This is a genomic window from Rhodococcus jostii NBRC 16295 (assembly GCF_001894825.1).
In the GTDB taxonomy this organism is placed as follows: Bacteria; Actinomycetota; Actinomycetes; order Mycobacteriales; family Mycobacteriaceae; genus Rhodococcus_F; species Rhodococcus_F jostii.
The window spans coordinates 114,491-135,858 of record NZ_BCWY01000004.1; the positions used below are offsets into that span (position 1 = coordinate 114,491).

Below are 21,368 nucleotides of genomic sequence, written 5' to 3' on the forward strand. Positions count from 1 at the left end.
ACATTCGCTCTGCGAGGGGAACGCAGATCAGGGCAGGGGAACCCAGGTGCCGAAGAACCAGAATCCGTGCGGGCTCGGCGCGGGAGCCTGCTGCTGCTGAGCGTGCTGGGGCTGGGGCTGCGGCTGCGGGGCCTGCTGCTGAGCGGGGGCGGGGTTGTGGTTCACCGGGTCGGCGCTGGCAACACCGGCCCCGATGCCGAGGGCTGCGAGGGCGATACCACCGGTTGCGACGGCCTTGGTCACGACGGACTTCATGCGGTTCCTCCTGGAACGTATCGGATGCGGTATCAGGACTTCCTGACACAGATCAGATTGCTCCCGGTCCCTGCCACAACTCTTCGCTCAGCCTGTCAATCTCCTGAAGGTCAGCGAGGCTGCTCCGCCAGCTTGGCCGCGATCACGCCGTTGAGCCGTTGCAGACCGCTCGGGGTGATGCCGTGGATCTGACCCTCGATGCTGCGCACGACATGGGTGTCGCTGAGGACCTTCTCGCTCGACTGGATCAGAACCGTTCCGGCGCCGGTGAAGTCGAACTGCCGTTCCTCCCCGGAATTGATTCCCATCATGTGGGCGCCGGCCGCGAGGAAGTTGCTGATCCACCCCTGGTCGTAATGGTGGCTGGGGGACGGGCAGTCGGCCCAGCCGACGAGCGCCTCGGGGTCGATCCGCAGCGGAGGTTCGGCGAACATCACCGGACCGTTGGACGACGCCAGGAACTTGCCGGTTCCGATGAGCGTCAGGAATCCGGGCACGATGGACTGGTTCAGGGCCAGACCCGGTTCGAACGCAAGGAGATTCGACGCCCGGATGGTGAGGTTGCCGTCGTCGAGGTCGTAGGAGTTGATGTCGTAGCCGCGGTCGCCGATGATCAGCTTTCCGAACCCCTCGGCCACCGCGTAGTCGCCCATGTACAGCGGCGCCGAGAACTGGTTGGCCACCATGTGCAGTGCGGCGCCGTGCAATCCGTGGGTCAGGGCCTGGAACTGCATCTGGCCGTAGTACGCGATCATCGCGCCCTTGCGGATGAACCACGGCGCGGTGAGGTCGATGCAGAATGCGTAGCTGTTGTCGGGAATGTTGTCGCTGGCGCCGAGAGTCGACGGGTTGTGGATGGCGGTCACAGTTTCTCCTCCGAAGCCTGAACGTAGACGATGCCCTGACCCGTGCACTGCAATTGCATTGCTTCCCCGACACCGCGGCCCATGGCCTCACGCCAGCCGACGGCCGACTTCAGCTCCACCTGGACGCTTCCGTACGTGCCGACGAACGCGTCGGGGTCGACGAACACGGGATTCGGTCCGCCCACAGGAAGTTCGATGAAACCGCCGTGCGCGAGCAGCACCGCCGACCCGTACCCCGACAGTTGCGTCGTGAACATCCCGGTACCGGAGAGTGCGCCCGCGGCGGCGCCGCGCAGGGCACCGAGCATGCCGCGCCCACCGCCGCCGCCACCCTGACTCGTCACCGAGATCACCGAACTCTGCAGTCCCGCATTGTGAGCGAGCAGCCGGGACGCCTCGACGCACAGCGAGCCGCCCTGCGACATGTCGACGACGTGCACCTCGAGTCCGGCGTGGCCGTAGTGCACCTCACCCTGACCCTGCGCCAGCATGGTGCGTTCGTGCTCGCCCTGCATCATGCGTCCGGCCATCCGGGTGAATCCGCCCATGCCGGCCATCGACTGCGAACCCGGCACCTGGTGCGGCGTGAACTGGACCTGACCCGTGTAGAACAGCATCGCGCCGGTGCGGGCCACCACACCGCCGGCGGCGCCGACGTCGACCTTGACGACTTTCGAGTTCACCTTCGAGAAGACCATGGTGTTCACCGCTCTGCCGGTTGAATGGAGACGACGCCGTGACCGTCCCACCTGAGGGAGAACGCCTCACCGTTGCCCTGACCCACGGCGTTGCGCCACGACACGTCGGTCACGAACGACTGCGTCACCTGCCCCCGCGCGGAGACGAACGCGTCGGGATCGACCACGAGCGGGTACTGCGGCGACACCTCCAGGTGGACGAGCGGCCCACCGGCCGACAGCAGAGCCACCTGGCCCTGGCCGGAGACGGTCGTGGTGAACAGGCCCTGACCGCCGACCCCGCCTCGCAGCCCGGTGAAGGTGACGTTGGTGTTCAGGTTGCCGCTCAGCGCGAGCAACTGCTGCGACTCCACCTGCAGGGTCTCGTTCGCCAGGTCGACGACGGAGACGTACTGGCCGCCGACGGCGAGATACACGACACCGTGACCGGAGCATTCCATCAACGACAGCGCCTCCCCGGTCGCGCGCCGCTTCATGCCGGCGAGCACACCGTCACCGCCGCCGAAACCCGCCGACTTGAAACCGACGTTGCCCTCGTAGGCGATCATCGAACCCTGTATCGCCCGGATGGTGGTTCCGGCGAGTTGCGCCTCCACCACCTTCGTGGACTTCTCGAGCAGCCGCCCCATGGGTGCCCTTTCCAGTGTCGAGCGGCAGTGCCCGTGACCGAGTCACGAGCACTGCCGCTGGATGTGAGTACAGGCAGAACCTAGCCGACGGACACCGACGTCTGCTCGTCCACGTCGTCCTCCAGGCTGCCGCCCGCTGCGACCGCCTTGCGGTTGCGGACGATGCTGGAGATGAACGCGGCGCCGATGAGGGCGACACCGACGAGTCCGGTGATGTTCTCGTTGACGTGGTAGCCGATGGACACCAGCAGGATGACGGCCAGTGCGCCGATGGCCCAGTGGGCGCCGTGCTCGAGGTACACGTAGTCCGACAGGGTGCCCTTGCGGACCAGGAACACCGTGATGGAGCGGACGAACATCGCGCCGACGAAGCCGAGGCCGAGGGCGATGATGATCGGGTCGGACGTGATCGCGAAGGCGCCGATCACGCCGTCGAAGGAGAACGACGCGTCGAGGACCTCGAGGTAGAGGAACAGGAAGAACCCGGCCTTGCCGGTGGCCTTGGCCAGGGTGGTCGGGCCGCCGCTCGATCCCTCGGCCACCTCGCCGTTCTCGTCTTCCTCGGGAGTGTTGAACAGCTCACCGAGGCCGTTGACGGCGATGTACGTGACCATGCCGAGGACACCGGCGATCATCACCGTGGAGACCGTGTCCGCGGGGGCGATGTAGGCGGCGGTGATCAGCAGCAGCGCGCCGGCGATGATGACGGCGAGCTGGTCGAGCTTGCCCGCGCGGGCGAGGGGCTTCTCCAGCCAGGACAGCCAGGTGATCTCGCGCTCTTCCAGGATGAAGCCGAGGAACAGCATGAGCAGGAACATGCCGCCGAACGCCGCGATCTGCGGGTGCGCGTCGGTGAGCAGGGTTTCGTAGCTGGCGCTGCCGTCGGGGAAGTACGCGGCACCGTCGGCAGGCGGGTTGAGAGCCAGGTCGAGGGCGGCGACGGGGCCGAGGCCGGACGCGAGCACACGATGACGAGGGGGAAGACCAGTCGCATGCCGAACACCGCGATGACGATGCCGACGGTGAGGAAGATCTTCTGCCAGAACTCGCTCATGCGTCGCAGGACGGTGGCGTTGATGACGGCGTTGTCGAAGGACAGCGAGATCTCGAGGATCGAGAGGATCACCACGAGGAGGACGGCCTGGGGGCCTCCGTAGATCGCGGCGACGATGAGGGAGATCACCGTCACGGCGAAGGAGAGACCGAATATTCGCAGAACCACGAAGCGTGGCCTTTCTCTAGTGGGCATGCAGGGTGGCTACTGCAGGTGGACGAACACCGGGGGAGGGTTTCACGTCAGGGCCGTGAAACCCTCCCCCGGCTGGAGAACGAAACGACTGTCAGACGTTGACGCCGTAGTCGCGGGCGATGCCGGCCAGACCGGACGCGTAGCCCTGGCCGATGGCGCGGAACTTCCACTCTGCGCCGTTGCGGTACAGCTCGCCGAAGACCATAGCGGTCTCGGTCGATGCGTCCTCGGACAGGTCGTAGCGAGCGAGCTCGTTGCCGTTGGCCTGGTCGACGACGCGGATGTAGGCGTTGCGCACCTGACCGAACGACTGCGAACGCGTCTCTGCATCGTAGATGGAGACGGGGAAGAGGATGCTCTCGATGTTCGCTGGGACCGCCGCCAGGTTGACGTTGATCACCTCGTCGTCGCCTTCACCGGCACCGGTGGTGTTGTCGCCGATGTGCTCGATCGAGCCGTCGGGGGAGCGCAGGTTGTTGAAGAACACGAAGTGCTGGTCCGACACGACCTTCTTGTCGGCACCCGCACCGATGGCGCTGGCGTCGAGGTCGAAGTCGGTGCCGGTGGTCGAGCGGGCATCCCATCCGAGTCCGACAGCCACCGCGGTCAGGTTCGGCGCCTCCTTCGTGAGAGAAACATTGCCGCCCTTGGTCAAGCTGACGCCCATTCAGGGGTCCTTTCGAGAGGAGGTGGGTGGACCCTCGACTGCTGTCGAAGTTCCGGGTTCGTCGTGCAACACCACGATAATGAATTTGTCCGACTTGTCCCATCCCGCGAACTGTCCACAGGTTTGTCCACAGGCGATTCCGGTCCCGCCGGTGGTGTCGCCCCGACCAGTACGATTCAGGACGTGACGAGCGGATGGGCGGGACGCTTCCGAGGAAGAGCCCGACACGACGACTCGGCTCGTCGCGCCCACGACACGATGGTCGCAGCGTTCCTCGATATGGACAACCGGCAGAGCATCGCCGCCGCGGCCGTGGACGCGTCCCAGCAACTCACCCCCGACCGCGGAGTCCGGCGAGCGTGGGAACCGGTTCGCGACGGCTGCTACCAGGCCGCGTCGGCGTATCTCGCGGCCGAAGACCAGTTCGGCGACGACCCGTCGCCTGCGGCCACCGCAGCCTTCGAGCAGGTGACACGGCAGCTGGTGGCGGCAACGCAGACGCTCGACGAGTTCTATCGCACACACCGCGGGCACCTCGAGGAGTCGACTGCGATGCTGGCGGCTGTTCCCCAACTCGCGCAGCAGGCACTCCAGGTCGCCTCCGCGGCGCAGCAGCGGGTGCAGACCGAGGGCGCCGCCTACGCCGGGTACCCGTCGGTGCGCGAGCGGGGAGCGGCACTCGACGCCGCGGTCGTGGCGCTGCAGGGTGCCCGCGGGGCCAATTCGGTCCGCGAATCGGCAGCGCGCGTGCGGGAGGAGTCGGCGGCGCTCGAGCAGGCGTTGGCATCCGCGCCGTCCAAGGAGCGGGACGCGGCGCACGCGGTGTCGTCGGTGACGACGAGGATCGCCGCGGTGCAGACTCGGGCCGAACGCCTCGCACCGGCCTATTCGGCCCTGCTCCGCGAGTTCAACGCGGCCAGTTCGGCGGATCTCGTCCACAACGACCGCGAGAGCCGCACGCACATCGAGCAGGCGGAGACCGATCTCGCGCAGGCCCGGAAGGCTCTGACTGCGGGCAATCCCGAGGGCGCGCTGGATCTGACGGCCGCGGCCAGGACGCACCTGGTCGATGCCGAGGCGAACGTGGACGGCGTCACCGATCGTCTGCTGTTGCTGCGGCAGGTCCGCGAGAACCCGCGGGCGAAGGAGAACGAGATCAGATTTCGCCTCCGCGACGCCCAGATGTTGGCTGTCAATCGTGGGCTCGTGAGGGAATGGGGGTCGGTTCTCGACGCTCAGCTCGAGCGGATAGACCGAGTTGCAGGGACACTGACCGGGAGGCATCCCGACTACTGGGCGTACGTCGCCCAGCTCGATGCCGTGTCGGCGTTCATCGCCGAGGTGGTTCAGAAGATGAGAGGACACACAGCGCAGCGATGACACGGGGGGACGATGAGCATTAGCGAAGAGACTACGTCGGCGGTAAAGCACGTTCGGCATTTCCATCACCTCGATCCCGAGACGCACGGCCGGCTGTTTCTGCACGCGCCCCGGGCGCTCGGGCCGGACGAGGAGCGAACGGTGCTGGCCGTCGCACTGGGCGCGACGCTGTATGTGCCGGCGACGAGGTCCGACCTCGCGGACACCATCCTCCGCCGGTCCGGTGACGGTGTCTGCTCGATGGTCCTGGACCTCGAGGACGCGGTGGCCGACGACCAGGTGGAAGCGGCGCTGCTCAACGCCGTCGACGCGCTCGACCGGCTCGCGGTCCACGGCGGCGCGCGCATGCAGTTGTTCGTGCGGGTGCGGGCGGCGGAGGACCTCCGGCGGATCGCCGACCTGCTGACCACCGGCGTCGAGGTGCTGTCCGGGTTCGTGATCCCGAAGTTCGGGAGTGCGACGGGCGGCGTCTTCCTCGACGAGTTGGCCGCGGCGTCCGAGCGGCTCGGGAAGCACCTGTACGCGATGCCGGTGCTCGAATCGCCGATGCTGGTGCACCGCGAGACCCGCGACGACGAACTCGCGAAGATCGGCGCACTGCTGGTCGAGCACCGCGAGCGGATCCTCGCGGTGCGCATCGGCGCCACCGACATGTGCGCCACCTTCGGAATCCGCCGCGACCGCGACCTGACGATCTATGACGTGCGGGTGGTCGCCGACGCGATTGCCGGCATCGTCAACTTCCTGGGCCGGGCCGACGACACCGGTCATGTGATCACCGGACCGGTGTGGGAGTACTTCGCCGATCACGAGCGGATGTTCCGGCCGACGCTGCGCGCCACGCCGTTCGAGGAGCACAACGAGGTGCGGTTCCGTCAGCAGTTGGTGAGCCGGGATCTGGACGGTCTGCTGCGTGAGATCGCCCTCGACCGTGCGAACGGCATCCAGGGCAAGACGGTCATCCACCCCACCCACGTCGCGGCGGTGCACGCGCTGTCGGCGGTCACGCACGAGGAGTACCACGATGCACTCGACATTCTCGGCGCCGAAAGCGCCGGTGGCGTCCAGGCGTCGGGATACCGCAACAAGATGAACGAAATGCGCCCACACCGAAGCTGGGCCGAGAAGACACTCGTCCGGGCACAGGTGTTCGGCGTGACAAACGAGGGAATCACGTTCGTGGATCTACTGACCGCTCTGGCCGTCCGATGAGCTCGCCCACCGTAGTTCGCGCCGTGCCCTGGGCCACGGAACATCTGGGACTGACTTTCACCCATGTCGATTCAGACACGGGGATGACGGTCCCCGACCTCGTCGAACCGGGACTGCGGCGCAACCCGCGCCGCGCCCACCTGCTCGTCTCCACGGTCCTCGGCAAGCATTTGCCCGCCGATCCGGGCGCCGTGATCGCCGCCGGCGACCGCCTCGGTGATCTGGTGGCCGACGTTCTCGGACCGGACGCGGACCCGGTCGTGCTCGGGTTCGCCGAGACCGCAACGGGTCTCGGTCACTGTGTCGCCGCCCGGTTGCGCGCCCGGTGCTACCTGCACTCCACCCGCCGTGACGTCCCCGAGATCGGCGCGTTCGCCGGATTCGAGGAGGGGCACTCGCACGCGACCAGTCACCAACTGCAGCCGACGTCCGCCGACTTGTTCACGGGCGACCGTCCTCTCGTCCTCGTGGACGACGAGATCTCCACCGGTGCCACCGCGGTCGACGCGATCCGCGCGCTGCATCTGCACAACCCGCGCGGCCGCTACGTGATCGCCTCGCTCGTCGACATGCGCGCACAGGATCACCGGGACGCCGTCGACGCCGCGGCCGCCGAACTGGGGGTGCAGATCGACAGCGTCAGTTTGGCGGTGGGGCGCACCGATCTTCCGGACGGGCTGATCGAATCCGTCGGCGCCCTTCCTGATCCGGTGCTCAATCCGGTCGGTGAGCGGAGCGGGACCGTCGACCGCGTCGACCTCGGCTGGCCCGCAGCAGTTCCGGACGGCGGGCGCCACGGGTTCCTGCGGGAAGACACCGAGCAGTTCGACGCGGCCGTCGCGTCCGCGGCTGCGGCGCTCGGCGACCGGCTCGACCCGCAGCGTCCGGTGATCGTCGTCGGACACGAAGAACTGATGTACCTGCCGTTGCGCATCGCGGAAGTGCTGTCCGCGTCCGGCTTCCGGGTCCGATTCCAGACGACGACGCGCTCACCCGCCTACGTCCTCGACATGCCCGGGTATCCGCTGCGCCGCGGATTCCGGTTCACGGCGCCGGAGGTCGGTGAGGACCAGCCGCGTTTCGTGTACAACGCGCAGTGGCCGGACGAGAACGCCGTCGTGGTCACGGTGATCGACTCACCGGCGGACACCGACCGGCTCACCGCGTCCGGCGGTCTCCTCGACGTCCTCACCGCGTCGGGAACGGACGTGCTCCTGGGTGTCGTGTCCGGAGCAGACCCGCGGTCGCTGCGGGCCGCCCGTGCGGGAGCGGGATCGTGACGGCGCCGCTGACCGGTCCGGGCTTCGGCTCGTACGCCGCCGACGAGGTGGCATGGCTCCTCAAGGACCTGTCGCACGTCGACCTCGAAGCCGACGTCGCCGAGCGGGAACGCCGCATCCAGTCCGGCGACGCCCACTACGCGGAGACCTTGCCCATTGAGTACCAGCCGGACGCCGAGTACCGCGAGCTGTTCGAGAAGGTGCTGCAGGACAGTTCCATTCGGTTGGCCCGCGCGGTCGGAACGGTCACCGATCTTGTGCTGACCGAGCGGGGCCGCGACGTCACGCTGGTGTCCCTGGCGCGGGCGGGCACGCCGGTGGGTGTGCTGATGCGACGCTGGGCGCGCGACGTCCACGGGTTGGAATTGCCGCACTATGCCGTCTCGATCGTCCGGGACCGGGGAATCGACGCCGTCGCTCTCGATTACCTTGCGCGCCATCACGACCCGGCGAATGTCGTCTTCGTCGACGGCTGGACGGGCAAGGGCGCCATCGCACGCGAGTTGTCGCAGGCGCTCGCCGACTACCGCGCGGCCGGAGGCGCGGAGTTCAACGGCGACCTCGCGGTCCTGGCGGATCCCGGGCACTGCGTCCGCACGTTCGGCACCCGCGACGACTTCCTGATCGCCTCGGCGTGCCTGAACTCCACCGTGTCGGGTCTGGTGTCGCGCACCGTCCTCAACGACACGCTGATCGGCCCCGGCGACTTCCACGGCGCCAAGTTCTACGCGCATCTCGCGGGCGAGGACGTGTCCACTCATCTCCTCGACTCCGTCAGCGCGTCCTTCGGCGACGTGCGCGGACACGTTCCCGGCGACGTCGAGCAATTGCTGCGGTCGGATCGGACGCCGACGTGGGACGGCTGGAAGTCCGTCGAGGCGGTCCGGGAGCAGTACGGCATCCGGAGCGTGAACTTCGTCAAGCCGGGTGTCGGCGAGACCACCCGGGTGTTGCTGCGCCGGGTGCCGTGGCGGGTGCTCGTCCGCGACCTCGACGCCCCCGAGCACGCGCATATCCGGTTGCTCGCCGCCGCGCGTTCCGTCCCCGTCGAAGAGGTTCCCGGCCTGGCGTATTCGTGCATGGGCCTGATCAAGGATCTGACATGACCGCACTGATCGCCACCGACCTCGACCGGACCATGATCTACTCGCGCGGCGCCATGGAACTCGCCGTCACCGAGAGCGACGTGGCGAGGGCAGGCGAAGAGGATCTGCTGTGTGTCGAGGTGTACGACGGCAAACCGCTGTCCTACGTCACGTCGGCGGCAGAGGCGATGCTGCGGCAGCTCACCGCGTCCGCCGTCGTGGTGCCCACCACCACGCGCACCGTCGCGCAGTTCCAGCGCATCGACCTGCCGGGTGCGCCGTGGCGGTACGCGATCACGACCAACGGCGGGAACATCCTCGTCGACGGCGTCCCCGACCGGAGTTGGCGGTCGGGTGTCGACATCGCAATGGCCGACGGTGGAGCGTCGCTCGTGGAGGTCGGCGCCGAACTGAGCCGTCGCATCGACGACAGCTGGGTGCGGGCGTCCCGGGTGGCCGACGAGTTGTTCTCGTACCTCGTCGTGGACCTCGACGCGATGCCGGCGGGCTTCGTCGAGGAGTGGCACGACTGGTGCGCCGAACGCGGGTGGGGAGCGTCCCGGCAGGGTCGCAAGATCTACACGATGCCCGACGCGGTGTGCAAGAGCCGAGCGGTTGCGGAGGTCCGTTCGCGGCTCGTCGACGACGGGGTCCTCGCACAGGAGGCCCCCGTGCTGGCGGCCGGGGACGGTGCCCTCGACGCCAACATGCTCAGCGCCGCCGACGCCGCCATCCGGCCCCGGCACGGCGAACTCGAAACGCTCGACTGGCAGCATCCGACCTTGTCGGTCACCGGAAGCAGCGGTATCGCCGCTGGTGAGGAGATTCTGCGCTGGTTCGCGGACCACGTCGCGCGGGGTGCGGGGACGACGGCGGTCGGCTCTCTTTTGTAGGTTGTAGGCAAACAGACCAAACGGGACAAACCCGACGCTCCCACAGTGAAGGAATCACCGCAGTGTCCACACCGCTAGCCAAGGGTCAGAACGGCCCACTGAGCGTCGCCGACGTCATCGTCTCCCTCGAACTGACGGCCGCCGCAGACCTGTCCGCGCTGCTCGTGACCGAGTCGGGGAAGGTGCGCTCGGACGCCGACTTCGTCTTCTTCAACCAGCCGACCGGTCCCGGTGTGCAACTGGTCCCCGGAGCGCCCGGTCAGGCGGCGTCGCTGAAGGTGTCCCTCGGCGCGGTCCCGGCCGACATCGCCCAGGTGCGTGCGGTGATCACGCTCGACGACGCGAACAGCAACTTCGGCCGCACCGCCCCGCCGACGGCCCGGGTCGCCGACGGCGCCGGAAACTCGCTGTACGAGTACAAGATCGAGGGTCTGAACTCCGAGTCGATCGTCATCGCGCTCGAGCTGTACCGGCGGCAGGGCGCCTGGAAGGTGCGGGCCGTCGGGCAGGGTTATGCCGGCGGGTTCGCCGCACTCGTCACCGATCACGGCGTGTCCGTCGACGACGCCCCCGCACCCGCGGCGGCCCCCGTTCAGCAGCCGCCCGCTCCGGCAGCTGCCTACCCGCCCCCGGCCGCACCGGTCGCGCCCGCTGCACCACCTGCGCCTGCAGCTCCCGCCGCGCCCGCTGCACCAGCCGCGCCCGCCGCTCCCGCCGAGGTCAGTCTCACCAAGGCGCGCCCGGTCAGCCTCTCCAAGGGGCAGAAGGTCACGCTCCGCAAGGACGGTGGCGTCGCACTGACGTACATCCAGATGGGACTCGGCTGGGATCCGATCGAGAAGCGCGGCATGTTCGGAAACCGTTCCGCCAACGTCGACCTCGACGCGTCCGCGGTCCTGTTCGCGGACAACAACATGGTCGACGTCGCCTACTACGGACAGCTGACGTCGAAGGACGGGTCGATCCGGCATCAAGGCGACAATCTCACCGGTGAGGGCGCGGGCGACGACGAGGTGATCCTGGTGGATCTCACCCGCATTCCGCCGCACGTCTCGACCATCGTGTTCATCGTGACGTCCTACCGCGGACACACGTTCGAGCAGGTGAAGAACGCCTTCTGCCGTCTGGTGGACACCACGTCGCACGCCGAACTCGCCCGGTTCACGCTGCAGGGCGGGATGCCGTTCACGGGAATGGTGATGGCCAAGGTGTACCGGGTGGGCGGTGAGTGGAAGCTGCAGGCCATCGGTGAGGGCATCCAGGCCAAGCACGCCGGCGAGGCTGCGCCTCAACTCGCCCGCTTCCTCGGCGTCTAGGGGCGGCGGTGACGGTCCACCTCGTTGCGGGGCAGAACACCCCGCTCCCGTCGCGGATACTGCGGTTCCGTGCCGAGAACGCGACGCCGATCGACGTGTCGGCGTTGATCGTCGACGCTGATCTGCGCACCCTGTCGTCCGACCATTTCGTGTTCTACAACCAGCCGCGTGCCGCCGGTGTGGCACTCGACGCGGACGGCACGGTCGGGCTGCGACTGGACGAGGTGGACGCCTCCGCGGTGGCGGTGCTGTGCGTGGTCAGCGTCGATCCGGCGGCCCCGGACGGTCCGTCGACGCTGGCCCGAGCGGGACTCGCGGCCACGCTCACCGACGACGATGGTCTTCCCCTGGTCGTTTTCGACGTTCCGCTGGTCGGTTCCGAGGCGGCCGCGATCTGCCTCGAGATCTACCGCCGCGGCTCCGACTGGAAGGTGCGGGCCGTCGGGCAGGGATACGACGGCGGTCTGGCCGAACTGATCACCCGGCACGGCGTCGAGGTGGACGAACCCGCCGCGGACGTTCCGGCGGTACCCGGGCCTGCGGGGATACCGCTCGACCCGGCACACTCGTTCGAGAGAGCGTGGATGATCTTCGAGGACGCGGCCCGGTCTGCGGCGTCGTTCCGGTCTTCGCGCGAGTACGCGCAGGTGCGCCTGGACGACGAACTGTCCGCGTCCGTGGCCGACCCGTCCACGCGCAACAGTCCGGCGGTCGTGCAGTCGCAGGCCGACGCACAGCAGCGGTGTGATGCCCTCGTCGCCGAGGCGCAGCGCAAATTCGACGGTGAGACCACACAATTGGCCGACGAACTCCGCGCCATCGACCCTCTGCTCCCGCGGTCGCTGGCCACCTTCGAGTCGGCTGTCTGGACGAGCCCGGTCACGAGTAGCGCGGTGACCGACGGACTGAGGCTCGGCGAGTTGTCCGCTCCCGATCTCGGTGAGCTACGGGTGCCGTTCTGCGTCCACTACCCGCTGGGGCGTCCTCTGTGGATCGTCGGCGGTCCGGCGGAGGCGGCTCCGGTGGTCGCGGCGCTGGCGGTACGCATGCTGGTGGCGTCGCCGGCAGCCGCACCGCGGTTGGACGTGGTCGACCTCAGCGGCTCACTGCGCACGCTCACCGAACCCCTCGGCGCGCTGCTGGCGTCTCCCGTGGTGACCTCGGCCTCTGACGTCACCGCCCGTCTCACCGCGGTGTCAGAGAGCGTCGACCTCGCAGAAATGGCGGTCCGCAGCGGAATCCGAGACGCCGTGCCGGAGCCGCGCCTGGTGATCCTCAGCGATTTCCCGCACGGATACGGCACCGAGGACGCCGCCCGCATCGTGCACCTCGCCGATCACGGCCCCGCGGTCGGGACGTCGCTGATCATCGTCGGCGACAGCGCCGGAGCGGACTCGGATCCGGGAGTCGCGGTGCTCGAACGCATCGCGCAACAGGTTCCGACGTCGGGAGTCCTCACCGTCTCCGACCCGTGGACGGGCAACGACTGGATCCTCACCCCTGATCGGCTCCCCGACCACCCACTCCACCGCGCCTCGGTGCTGGGTTCGCTGACCGGGCACTGAGTCGCCCGTCAGCGGGCGGTCGTCACTCGTCCGGCAGTTCCACGCCGAGTTCGCGGGCCTTCGCTGCCACGGCGTCGGGGAAGACGTTGCGGAACAGGAACAGGTCCTTCCCGATCACCCAGCCGGGCGCGAGTTCGGTGGCGTAGCGCTCGAAATAGCCCAGCTGCTTGCCGAAGAGCACCAGTTCTTCGGGGCTGGCGACGCCCCATTTCTTGCCGATGCCGATCAGCGCCATGATGAGTTCGCTGAGCCGCAGTTCGCCGAGGTCCCGGCCCAGGAGCGGCGCGAGGGCGGCGGCCACCTGGAGTCCGATCTCGTCGTCGGTGGCGTCGTTGTCCGTCGCGTAGCCGAGGGAGCGGATTCCGCGGGCCATGCGGGAGAAGTCGCCGTCGATCAGGGTCGCGTAGAACATGTCGCGGAGGATCTGCCGCCACGACTCGGGGAGCTCGCCGACGATGCCGAAGTCGAGCATCGCGATCCGGCCGTCGTCGAGGACCCACAGGTTTCCGGCGTGCACGTCGCCGTGGAACGGGCCGTGGAGGATCACGGATTCGATCCACACCTTGACGCCGCGGCGGATCAGCATGCGGGTGTCCATGTGGACGAGGTCGGGGAACCGGTCGAGCGGCAGGCCGTACATGCGTTCCATGCAGATCACGTGCGGGCCGCAGTAGTCCCAGTACACCTCGGGGGTGGTGACGCCCTTGTTGTCGCCGAACGCGCCGATGTTCGTCCTGAACCGCGCCTGCCGGTCGGCTTCCACCGCGCTGTTGAGTTCGGTCATCGTCGCTGCGTGGAGGTCGCGGATGATGGCGGTGGCGTTGGCGATGCGGAAGAACTCGAACAGCTTCTCGAGGACGCGCGCACCCCAGTAGGCGGTCCGCAGGTCGACCACCATGCGCCGGAAGATGTCGGGGCGTTGCACTTTGATGACGGCTTCGCGGCCGTCGGGGAGAACACAACCGTGCACCTGAGCGACGGATGCGGCGGCGAGGGGGACGTCGTCGAACGACGCGAACAGCGCGTCGACCGGATGTCCCAGATCTTCCTCGATCACCCGGCGCGCGTCCTGCGCCGGCACCGGCGGCACGTCGTCGAGACATCGCAGACATGCGTTGGCGAGCGGGGCGGGGAACACCCCGGACGACGACGCCATCAGCTGCCCGACCTTGACGAACGTCGGGCCCAGCACCTCGAAACCGTTGACCAGGCCTTCCGACGCCGCGTCCGCAAGGGTGCGGCCGCGACGTCGAAATGGCCAGGTGACCAGCGCGAACAGTGTGTATGCGACGACGACCACGCCGATGACCAGCGCCCGCCACAGCTCCGCGGTGCGGAAATGGTCGAGTCTCGCGGAGTGAACGGTCAGGGCGGCAGGCGGCGGCCCCGCAGCGTACGGGCCGACCGGACGTGGCGTTGGCTCTTGCACAGTTCCTACCTTGCGTTCAGTCCTGCCTGCCGTTCAGAAGGGGACCATACCCCGACCGTTTCGGCGAACCCCTTTCAGTATGCGGTACCCGTCATCACATCATTTCGTTAGCGGAACTCAGAGTTCCAGCGCGCCTGCGAGTTCCCGCAGGGCAGGGATCGGATCCTCCCCGGCGGGGAGGACCTGGATGGCGACGTGATCGGCGCCGGCGTCCAGATGTTCCCGGAGGCGGCCCGCGATGTACCCGGTGTCGCCGTGCGCGACGAGCGCGTCGATCAGGTCGTCGCTGCCCCCGTTCGCGATCTGCTCGTCGGTGTAGCCGAGCCGCTTCAGGTTGTTGACGTAATTGCGCAGGTGCAGGTACGGATTCTCGACGGCCGCACGTCCGATCGGACGCGCCCCTTCCGCGTCGGTGTCCAGCACGACCTTCTGCTCCGGTGCGATCACCGGACCCTGCCCGAGCAGCTCACGCGCTTCACGGGTGTGCTGCGGAGTGGTCAGGTACGGGTGGGCGCCGGCGGCGCGGGCCGCGGACAACTCGAGAACCTTCGGTCCGAGCGCGGCGAGAACCCGTCGCCCCGCCGGTACGCCGGCAGCATCGAGGACGTCGAGATATTCGACGAGCGCTGCATACGGCTTGTTGTAGTTCAGCCCGGGCTGCTCGGGATGGCCGACGCCGATGCCGAGCAGGAAGCGCCCCGGATGGCGGTCCTCGAGCCGGTGGAACGACTTCGCGATGTCCTCGGCGGACGCCGTCCAGATATTCACGATGCCGGTGGCGACGGTGATCGACGACGTCGCGTCGAGCAGCCGCTCGGCCACCTCGAGGTCGGCCGGCGGGGAACCGCCGATCCAGATCGCGCCGTAACCTGCCGATTCGATCGCCGCACCCACTTCGGGTGCCAATCCGCCGGCGTGACGCCAGACGCCGAACTGTCCTAGCTGCGGGGTTTCTGCTGTGGTCTCCGTCATGTGGCGTGCAACCTTCCCTCGGGGGCATTCATTCCGGTGTTCTCGAGTACGTGGTCTCAGATCTGATGCAGCCAGGACCGGAACAGCAGTGCCTCCGCGGCGGCGAACGCTCGCCGACCTGCTCGAACCCGCCACGGTCGGCGGCGTCGCGTTGCCAAGACATTGCTCGACGGTATCGGCCGGCTGCGCGGCCGCACATCATCCTGCAGAACGATATTCGCTACCGCAGGAGGTCGATCAGCTGCCCGGGGCCCGGTACTCGGCGTCCCGGCGCACTGCGTCGTCGACCTGCTCCGGAGTCAGCAGCACCACCGATTCGGACCTCGCCGCACCGGAGGCGGTGGTGCGGATACCGAGTGCGGCGGCCGCGACGTCGTCCGGCACGTCGCCGATCACGAACAGATCCCGGCCACCCAGTGCGAAGTAGCAGGATTCGACTGTGCCACCGACGCTTTCGACCATCTGTGTGATCGCGTCGCGTCGTGCGGTGCCGCCTTCGGCGAGCAGTCCGTTCGCGCCTTCGGGTGAGTACGTGACCTGCCAGAGGTATCTCGGCATCGGTGCCTCCTCGATTGTGGTGTCTTCTCATGGTTCTCCCGGGACGGGCCACATGCAATAGGTTCCGGCGCTAGGGTCGTGAGATGGCGCAGGCCCGAGTGGGCATCTCCGGCTGGACGTATCCGGGGTGGAGGGGCGACTTCTACCCGGACGGTCTGGCGCATCGCAAGGAGTTGGCCTACGCCGCGGGAAAATTGACGTCGATCGAAATCAACGGATCGTTCTATTCGCTGCAACGCCCGACGAGCTACGTGAAGTGGCACGACGAGACCCCCGAGGATTTCGTGTTCGCCGTCAAGGGCGGTCGCTACATCACGCACATGAAGAGGCTGGTCGGTGCTGAGACGGCGCTCGCCAATTTCTTCGCATCCGGGGTGCTCGCGTTGGGCCCCAAGCTCGGACCGCTGCTGTGGCAACTGCCCCCGACACTCGCGTTCGATTCGACGAGCCTCGCCGCCTTCTTCGACCAGTTGCCGCAGACGACCACCGAGGCCGCGGCGCTCGCATCGCGGCACGACGACAAGCTGGCCGAGGACCGGGTGTGGGCGGAGACCGACGCCGATCGCCCGGTGCGTCACGCACTCGAAGTCCGGCACCCCAGCTTCGGCACGGACGAGGCGAGGGAATTGCTCCGCGCGCACGACGTCGCGTTCGTCGTCGCCGACACCGCCGGCCGGTACCCGCACGTGGAAGCGGTCACGAGCGATTTCGTCTACCTCCGGTTGCACGGCGACAAGGAGTTGTATGCCAGCGGTTACACCGACGAGGCCCTGGACGAGTGGGCTCGCAAGATCGAGCGCCGCATCGGGGAGGGCCTCGACTGCTTCGCGTACTTCGACAACGACATGAAGGGATACGCGCCGTTCGATGCGCTGCGGTTGATCGAGCGGCTGGGCTGACTGCTAGTGCCCTATGGGACAGTGCGCCGCCCTGTCGGTGCCCTGTGGGACAGTTTCTCCGGTTCGACGGACACGAGAAGAGGATCTATCGGATGTGGCCCACTCACTGGCCTGCTGTCGCGCGCGACATCGCCGACGCGCTCGATGCCGCCCTCGTCGCGGCGCGTGCGTCGGATGCGGCGGCGTTGACCGAGGCGACGGAGAATCTGGCGGCCCTGCCCGCGGAGCAGGTCGGTGCGGTGCTGGCGGGGGTGGTCCGGGAATTGCTCGAGACATTGCACCCGGACGGTCTGACGGGTGAGGACGTGCAGGACGTGCTCACGCGATGCGTGCGGGCGTCGGCGCTGTGGTTTCCGGCAGTCGACGTCGACTCGCTGGTCACCGTGCTGACCGGCGCGCTCGGGGTGGCCGATGTCGAGGAGAACCCGCGCAGGCCCGAGCGGGCGGTGGAGGCCGCGATCCTGGTGATCGCCGATCTCCTGAGTGCGGCGGAGGTTCCCGCCGACGGCTACGTCCGTCGCGCGCTCGACGAGATCGCGCGCGCCGAGACCGTCGAGATGCCCTGATCCGTTCAGAGTTCGGTACGGATGTGATCGGCCAGGTGGGCGATCTGCTCCTCGTTGCGGCGGTAGTGGGTCCACTGGCCGATCCGATGGCTGGTCACCAGCCCCGCGTTCTGTAGGGCGGCCATGTATTGCGAGGCCGTCGACTGTGACACCTCGGCCCTCGCCTGAATGTGCTTCAGACACACGCCCACTTCTTCGGCCGGTTCGAGTTGCGGGGGGAAGCTGTCCGGCTCCTTCAGCCACTGCAGGATGCGGACGCGCGTCGGATTCGACAGCGCCTTGAAGACCAGGGCCAGGTCGGTCGGGTCCGGAAGTTCACTCACACCGCAATCGTACCGCGATATCGCGATTTTCCGATATGTGTGCTTCACTCGGTATATCGCAACTTCGCGATATACCGATAGGAGACGGTGATGGCGAAACGCAGAGTGGCAGTGGTCGTCGGTGCGCGTGGGGTGATCGGCGGAAATCTCATCGACCATCTCGAGGCGACCGGGGAGTGGGAGATCGTCGGATTGTCCCGCCGCGGCGGCGTCGACACCGATCGGGTGCGCCACATCGCGGTCGACCTCCTCGACGAGCACGACGCCGCCGAGAAGTTGAGCGAACTTCGCGACGTGACCCACATCTTCTATGCCGCCTACCAGGACCGGCCGTCGTGGGCGGAACTCGTCGCTCCCAACGTCGCGATGCTCGTCAACACGGTGAACGCGATAGAACCCGTGGCGGCGGGGCTCGAGCACATCAGCCTGATGCAGGGCTACAAGGTGTACGGCGCCCACCTCGGACCGTTCAAGACGCCGGCGCGGGAGAGCGACCCGCCGCACATGCCGCCCGAGTTCAACGTGGATCAGCAGCAGTTCCTCGAGGACCGTCAGCGCGGCACGCGCTGGACGTGGTCCGCGATCCGCCCGTCGGTCGTGTGTGGATTCGCGCTCGGAAACCCGATGAATCTCGCGCTGGTGATCGCGGTCTACGCGACGATGTCGAAGGAACTCGGAGTGCCACTGCGGTTTCCGGGCAAGCCGGGCGCGTACACGAGTCTGATCGAGATGACCGACGCGGGACTGCTGGCCGAGGCCACCGTCTGGGCCGCGACCACCCCGGAGCGCGCCAACCAGGCGTTCAACATCAACAACGGTGATCTGTTCCGGTGGGACGAGATGCTGCCGAAGATCGCAGAGTTCTTCGAACTGGACGTCGCGCCGCCGCTGCCGATGTCGATGGACGTCGTCATGGCCGACAAGGAACCGGTGTGGAACGGTCTCGTCGCGAAGCATGGGCTGGAACCCACGCCGTATTCGGACGTCTCGTCGTGGGCGTTCGGTGATTTCGTCTTCGGCTGGGACTACGACGTGATCGCCGACGGGTCGAAGGCGCGTCGGCTGGGTTTCCACCGTCACGTCGAAACCGCGCAGATGTTCCTCGACATCTTTCGTGATCTCCGGGCCCGGAAGATCATTCCCTGAAGCGAACGTCGCTACCGGCGAATTCCGGATTCGACGTTGGCGGCGATCCGCCGGAGCAGTCCGGCCAGCACGGCGCATTCGTCTTCGTCCAGTCCGTCGAGGAACTGGCGATCCCGCTCGACGCGCTGGGGGAACTCGGTGTCGACGAGCGCGCGACCGGTCTCGGTGAGGTGGAGCAGCACGACGCGTCCATCGCGTTCGAACGGCAACCGCTCCACGAGTCCCAGCCGGGCCAGGCGGTCGACGTGCTTGGTGGTGGACGCGCCGCTGAGCATGGTCACCGCGGTGACCTCGCTGGCCCGCAGGGGCCGATCGCTGCGGGCCAGCACGCACAGCACGTCGAATTCGGCCCGCGAGACCCCGCTCGCGTCGAGTGCGCGGTCGAGTTGCTGCAGGGCCTGGGATCCGATCCGGGTGATGCGACCCATCACCTCGATCGGCGACGTGTCCACTTCGGGATGGGTCTCGGCCCATTCGCGTCGGACGCGATCGGTGAAGTCCTCATCCGGACGTGGGGCAGGGCTCATGAAAACCATCGTAGCGACCAACTTCACACTATTTCAGAACTATTTTACTAGTGAAGTATACGGTACGCTGAAGCCATGCAGGCTTCCCTTCGATACGCACCCGACCTCAGCCGGCTCCATCACTCCCGTGGGGCGTTGGCCCATTCCGTGGCGCCGTCCACGTGGCGTCGTGCGTTCGAGGTCCGGACTGCGGATGCGACCATCGCGCCCGCGCTGCGGGTGGGTGCGGCGACGGCTCTGGTGCTGATCGTCGGGGGCCTGCTCGGGCACGGCAACCTCGCGGGATTCGCGGCGCTCGGCGCGCTGACCGCGGCGTTCGGCCGATACGAGCCGTACCCCCGGCTCGCCCGCAAGACCGGGCTCGTCGGTCTCGCGCTCATCGTCTTCGTCGCCGGGGGAGCGCTCCTCGGCGCGGCGGGACTGTCGCTCTGGCTGCAGATAGCGGTCATGGCCGTCGCGTCGGGCGTGGCCGCATGGCTTCTCGCGGCATTCCGCATCGCCGGCCCCGGCCCCGTCATCCTGATCTTCGCGGCGACCGCCGCCGTCGGATACGCGACCACGCTCACCGACCTCGTCCCGGCCGTGGTGGCCATCGCGACCGGTGTCGTCGTGGGCTGGCTCGCCGCCATGACGCCCTGCCTGTTCGTTCCGCTCGGTCCGGCCCGGCTGGCGGTGGCACGGGCACTCGCCGCAGTCGCCGAACTCGGGCGCGCACACGACGACGCCGCGATCGCGGGCGCACGCAAGGCGATCGGCAACGCGCGAGACGTGATCGCGCACAGCGGGCGGGGCCGGGACGGGCACTCCCACCAGCTGTTCGCGCTGCTCGCCGAGGCCGACGCGGTGGTCGATCGGTGGGCGCACGAGCGCGACCACGACACCCTGCGTGCCCTCGTCGATCACGAGCCCGAACTCCGTAAGGTGAAGCGTCGCAGCGACCTTTCCGCTTTCGGCGCGGATCCTGCGGAGCTGCCGAAGCCGGCAGGATTCTTCGCGGAAGGTCTCCGGGGACTGCGGTCACGGGAGGGGATCGTCAACGCGGCCCGCATCGCGGCGGCTGCCGCGCTGGCCGGATGGATCTGCGTGGCAATGGGATTGGAACACCCGCTGTGGGCGTCGATGGGTGCGATGGCCGCGATGCAGGGTTTCAACTTCAGCCAGACCGTGCAGCGGGGGATTCAACGCCTCGTCGGCAACGTGGCGGGCGCCGTTCTCGCCGCGGGACTGATCGCCGCAGCGATGGGGTACTGGCAGACCGTCGTCGTCATCGTGGTGCTGCAGACGCTCACCGAACTGGTCGTCATCAAGAACTACGCGTTCGCGTCCGTCGCCATCACACCCATGGCTCTGCTGCTCACCGGCCTCGGGTCGGCGGTCGCACCGGACATCGCCGTGAGCCGCGTCGTCGACACGCTCGTCGGGGTGGTGGTCGGTGTGATCGTCTCGGCTGTCGCGATCAGCCGGACGGACCACCATCACGTGGTCTGAGACGGCTCAGATCCCGGTCGCGGAGACGTAACCGGCGAATCCGATCGCGCAGGCGCCCGCGCAGAGGACCAACGTTCCGCACGCCACCGGCCACGCCAGGGTGCGCCGCGAGATGCGGGCGATCGTGACCACGCCGCCCATGGCGGTCACCAGTGCGGCGACCGCGAGGGCGACGCACACCGAGATCCACGCGTTCTCGGCGCTGCAGGTCTCGGGCGGGCAGTAGTCCAGGAAGAGCAGCCAGAACAAACCTGCGACCGCCGAGATGCTGGCGACCGCCACGGCGAGGACGAGCGCGGCAGCCGAGACCGCCACGTCCCATCCGTTGAGTGGCGGTCGTCGACCGTCATCCGGATGCGGATGAT

General features: G+C 67.9%; 22 protein-coding genes and 1 pseudogene. 11 read left to right on the forward strand and 12 right to left on the reverse strand.

Features of this window, described 5'->3' with window-relative positions:
• Positions 1-27: 27 nt before the first annotated feature.
• The 6 genes and pseudogenes from RJ1_RS04575 to RJ1_RS04600 all read right to left on the reverse strand — a co-directional run bounded on the left by RJ1_RS04575 (position 28) and on the right by RJ1_RS04600 (position 4,364).
• Positions 28-255, reverse strand: a complete 228-nt coding sequence (locus RJ1_RS04575) for a hypothetical protein (protein ID WP_073358792.1) — start codon at positions 253-255, stop codon at positions 28-30.
• Positions 256-365: 110 nt separating this feature from the next.
• Complete coding sequence (locus RJ1_RS04580; protein ID WP_011595185.1) at positions 366-1,121, reverse strand: AIM24 family protein; 756 nt, start codon at positions 1,119-1,121, stop codon at positions 366-368.
• Complete coding sequence (locus RJ1_RS04585; RefSeq protein WP_073358900.1) at positions 1,118-1,819, reverse strand: AIM24 family protein; 702 nt, start codon at positions 1,817-1,819, stop codon at positions 1,118-1,120. The genes RJ1_RS04580 and RJ1_RS04585 overlap by 4 nt, the downstream gene beginning before the upstream one ends.
• 5 nt (positions 1,820-1,824) lie before the next feature.
• Positions 1,825-2,448 (reverse strand): AIM24 family protein, encoded by a 624-nt coding sequence (locus RJ1_RS04590; protein ID WP_073358793.1) that lies wholly within the window; start codon positions 2,446-2,448, stop codon positions 1,825-1,827.
• 80 nt (positions 2,449-2,528) lie between these two features.
• Positions 2,529-3,670, reverse strand: a pseudogene (locus RJ1_RS04595) (DUF475 domain-containing protein).
• Positions 3,671-3,788: 118 nt separating this feature from the next.
• Positions 3,789-4,364 carry a TerD family protein gene (locus tag RJ1_RS04600; protein ID WP_009475137.1) on the reverse strand — a complete coding sequence of 192 codons (576 nt, stop codon included), beginning with the start codon at positions 4,362-4,364 and terminating at the stop codon, positions 3,789-3,791.
• A 258-nt stretch (positions 4,365-4,622) separates the two neighbouring features.
• On the opposite strand from RJ1_RS04600, the gene RJ1_RS04605 reads away from it, so the two are divergent.
• The 7 genes from RJ1_RS04605 (at position 4,623) to RJ1_RS04635 (ending at position 13,095) form a co-directional block, all read left to right on the forward strand.
• Positions 4,623-5,744: a hypothetical protein gene (locus RJ1_RS04605; protein ID WP_073358794.1), complete on the forward strand. Its 1,122-nt coding sequence runs from the start codon at positions 4,623-4,625 to the stop codon at positions 5,742-5,744.
• Between the two features lie 12 nt (positions 5,745-5,756).
• Positions 5,757-6,956, forward strand: a complete 1,200-nt coding sequence (locus RJ1_RS04610) for an HpcH/HpaI aldolase/citrate lyase family protein (protein ID WP_073358795.1) — start codon at positions 5,757-5,759, stop codon at positions 6,954-6,956.
• A complete protein-coding gene (locus RJ1_RS04615; protein ID WP_073358796.1) occupies positions 6,953-8,236 on the forward strand; it encodes a phosphoribosyltransferase family protein in 1,284 nt (427 codons plus the stop codon). The genes RJ1_RS04610 and RJ1_RS04615 overlap by 4 nt, the downstream gene beginning before the upstream one ends.
• Positions 8,233-9,342 (forward strand): cysteine protease StiP family protein, encoded by a 1,110-nt coding sequence (locus RJ1_RS04620; protein WP_073358797.1) that lies wholly within the window; start codon positions 8,233-8,235, stop codon positions 9,340-9,342. The genes RJ1_RS04615 and RJ1_RS04620 overlap by 4 nt, the downstream gene beginning before the upstream one ends.
• Positions 9,339-10,214: an HAD family hydrolase gene (locus RJ1_RS04625; RefSeq protein WP_073358798.1), complete on the forward strand. Its 876-nt coding sequence runs from the start codon at positions 9,339-9,341 to the stop codon at positions 10,212-10,214. Before RJ1_RS04620 ends, RJ1_RS04625 begins: the two co-directional genes overlap by 4 nt.
• A 62-nt stretch (positions 10,215-10,276) precedes the next feature.
• A complete protein-coding gene (locus RJ1_RS04630) occupies positions 10,277-11,530 on the forward strand; it encodes a TerD family protein (RefSeq protein ID WP_073358799.1) in 1,254 nt (417 codons plus the stop codon).
• A gap of 8 nt (positions 11,531-11,538) precedes the next feature.
• Entirely contained in the window at positions 11,539-13,095 is a 1,557-nt protein-coding gene (locus RJ1_RS04635) for a TerD family protein (RefSeq protein ID WP_073358800.1), read from the forward strand.
• A 22-nt stretch (positions 13,096-13,117) separates the two neighbouring features.
• Here RJ1_RS04635 and RJ1_RS04640 read toward each other — a convergent pair whose 3' ends face one another.
• The 3 genes from RJ1_RS04640 to RJ1_RS04650 all read right to left on the reverse strand — a co-directional run bounded on the left by RJ1_RS04640 (position 13,118) and on the right by RJ1_RS04650 (position 16,054).
• Positions 13,118-14,524, reverse strand: a complete 1,407-nt coding sequence (locus tag RJ1_RS04640; RefSeq protein ID WP_073358801.1) for an ABC1 kinase family protein — start codon at positions 14,522-14,524, stop codon at positions 13,118-13,120.
• Positions 14,525-14,641: 117 nt separating this feature from the next.
• Positions 14,642-15,496: an LLM class F420-dependent oxidoreductase gene (locus tag RJ1_RS04645; RefSeq protein ID WP_073358802.1), complete on the reverse strand. Its 855-nt coding sequence runs from the start codon at positions 15,494-15,496 to the stop codon at positions 14,642-14,644.
• A gap of 237 nt (positions 15,497-15,733) precedes the next feature.
• On the reverse strand, positions 15,734-16,054 hold the full coding sequence (locus tag RJ1_RS04650) for a GYD domain-containing protein (protein WP_073358803.1): 321 nt from the start codon (positions 16,052-16,054) through the stop codon (positions 15,734-15,736).
• A gap of 83 nt (positions 16,055-16,137) precedes the next feature.
• Between RJ1_RS04650 and RJ1_RS04655 the strand changes: the two genes are divergently transcribed.
• Together RJ1_RS04655 and RJ1_RS04660 are read left to right on the forward strand one after the other, a co-directional pair.
• Positions 16,138-16,953, forward strand: a complete 816-nt coding sequence (locus tag RJ1_RS04655; protein WP_073358804.1) for a DUF72 domain-containing protein — start codon at positions 16,138-16,140, stop codon at positions 16,951-16,953.
• A 92-nt stretch (positions 16,954-17,045) separates the two neighbouring features.
• The gene (locus RJ1_RS04660; RefSeq protein WP_073358901.1) at positions 17,046-17,519 is read left to right on the forward strand and encodes a hypothetical protein; all 474 of its coding nucleotides are present in this window, start codon (positions 17,046-17,048) and stop codon (positions 17,517-17,519) included.
• Positions 17,520-17,524: 5 nt separating this feature from the next.
• Here the strand turns inward: RJ1_RS04660 and RJ1_RS04665 are convergent, their stop codons facing one another.
• Positions 17,525-17,842 carry an ArsR/SmtB family transcription factor gene (locus RJ1_RS04665; RefSeq protein ID WP_073358805.1) on the reverse strand — a complete coding sequence of 106 codons (318 nt, stop codon included), beginning with the start codon at positions 17,840-17,842 and terminating at the stop codon, positions 17,525-17,527.
• A gap of 90 nt (positions 17,843-17,932) precedes the next feature.
• Here RJ1_RS04665 and RJ1_RS04670 point away from each other — a divergent pair, with 90 nt between their 5' ends.
• Positions 17,933-18,988 (forward strand): SDR family oxidoreductase, encoded by a 1,056-nt coding sequence (locus RJ1_RS04670; RefSeq protein WP_378379668.1) that lies wholly within the window; start codon positions 17,933-17,935, stop codon positions 18,986-18,988.
• Between the two features lie 11 nt (positions 18,989-18,999).
• Here RJ1_RS04670 and RJ1_RS04675 read toward each other — a convergent pair whose 3' ends face one another.
• The gene (locus RJ1_RS04675) at positions 19,000-19,524 is read right to left on the reverse strand and encodes a MarR family winged helix-turn-helix transcriptional regulator (protein ID WP_073358807.1); all 525 of its coding nucleotides are present in this window, start codon (positions 19,522-19,524) and stop codon (positions 19,000-19,002) included.
• Positions 19,525-19,590: 66 nt separating this feature from the next.
• On the opposite strand from RJ1_RS04675, the gene RJ1_RS04680 reads away from it, so the two are divergent.
• Positions 19,591-21,003, forward strand: a complete 1,413-nt coding sequence (locus RJ1_RS04680) for an FUSC family protein (RefSeq protein ID WP_073358808.1) — start codon at positions 19,591-19,593, stop codon at positions 21,001-21,003.
• A gap of 6 nt (positions 21,004-21,009) precedes the next feature.
• On the opposite strand, the gene RJ1_RS04685 is transcribed toward RJ1_RS04680, so the two are convergent.
• Entirely contained in the window at positions 21,010-21,318 is a 309-nt protein-coding gene (locus RJ1_RS04685; protein WP_073358809.1) for a hypothetical protein, read from the reverse strand.
• Positions 21,319-21,368 lie beyond the last annotated feature (50 nt).

Excerpts from the sequence above, each read along its gene's own strand:
- RJ1_RS04575 (WP_073358792.1), bottom strand. The coding sequence starts at position 255 with ATGAAGTCCGTCGTGACCAAGGCCGTCGCAACCGGTGGTATCGCCCTC.
- RJ1_RS04585 (WP_073358900.1), bottom strand. The coding sequence starts at position 1,819 with ATGGTCTTCTCGAAGGTGAACTCGAAAGTCGTCAAGGTCGACGTCGGC.
- RJ1_RS04590 (WP_073358793.1), bottom strand. The coding sequence starts at position 2,448 with ATGGGGCGGCTGCTCGAGAAGTCCACGAAGGTGGTGGAGGCGCAACTC.
- RJ1_RS04600 (WP_009475137.1), bottom strand. The coding sequence starts at position 4,364 with ATGGGCGTCAGCTTGACCAAGGGCGGCAATGTTTCTCTCACGAAGGAG.
- RJ1_RS04605 (WP_073358794.1), top strand. The coding sequence starts at position 4,623 with ATGGTCGCAGCGTTCCTCGATATGGACAACCGGCAGAGCATCGCCGCC.
- RJ1_RS04610 (WP_073358795.1), top strand. The coding sequence starts at position 5,757 with ATGAGCATTAGCGAAGAGACTACGTCGGCGGTAAAGCACGTTCGGCAT.
- RJ1_RS04615 (WP_073358796.1), top strand. The coding sequence starts at position 6,953 with ATGAGCTCGCCCACCGTAGTTCGCGCCGTGCCCTGGGCCACGGAACAT.
- RJ1_RS04625 (WP_073358798.1), top strand. The coding sequence starts at position 9,339 with ATGACCGCACTGATCGCCACCGACCTCGACCGGACCATGATCTACTCG.
- RJ1_RS04645 (WP_073358802.1), bottom strand. The coding sequence starts at position 15,496 with ATGACGGAGACCACAGCAGAAACCCCGCAGCTAGGACAGTTCGGCGTC.
- RJ1_RS04650 (WP_073358803.1), bottom strand. The coding sequence starts at position 16,054 with ATGCCGAGATACCTCTGGCAGGTCACGTACTCACCCGAAGGCGCGAAC.
- RJ1_RS04655 (WP_073358804.1), top strand. The coding sequence starts at position 16,138 with ATGGCGCAGGCCCGAGTGGGCATCTCCGGCTGGACGTATCCGGGGTGG.
- RJ1_RS04660 (WP_073358901.1), top strand. The coding sequence starts at position 17,046 with ATGTGGCCCACTCACTGGCCTGCTGTCGCGCGCGACATCGCCGACGCG.
- RJ1_RS04670 (WP_378379668.1), top strand. The coding sequence starts at position 17,933 with ATGGCGAAACGCAGAGTGGCAGTGGTCGTCGGTGCGCGTGGGGTGATC.
- RJ1_RS04675 (WP_073358807.1), bottom strand. The coding sequence starts at position 19,524 with ATGGTTTTCATGAGCCCTGCCCCACGTCCGGATGAGGACTTCACCGAT.
- RJ1_RS04680 (WP_073358808.1), top strand. The coding sequence starts at position 19,591 with ATGCAGGCTTCCCTTCGATACGCACCCGACCTCAGCCGGCTCCATCAC.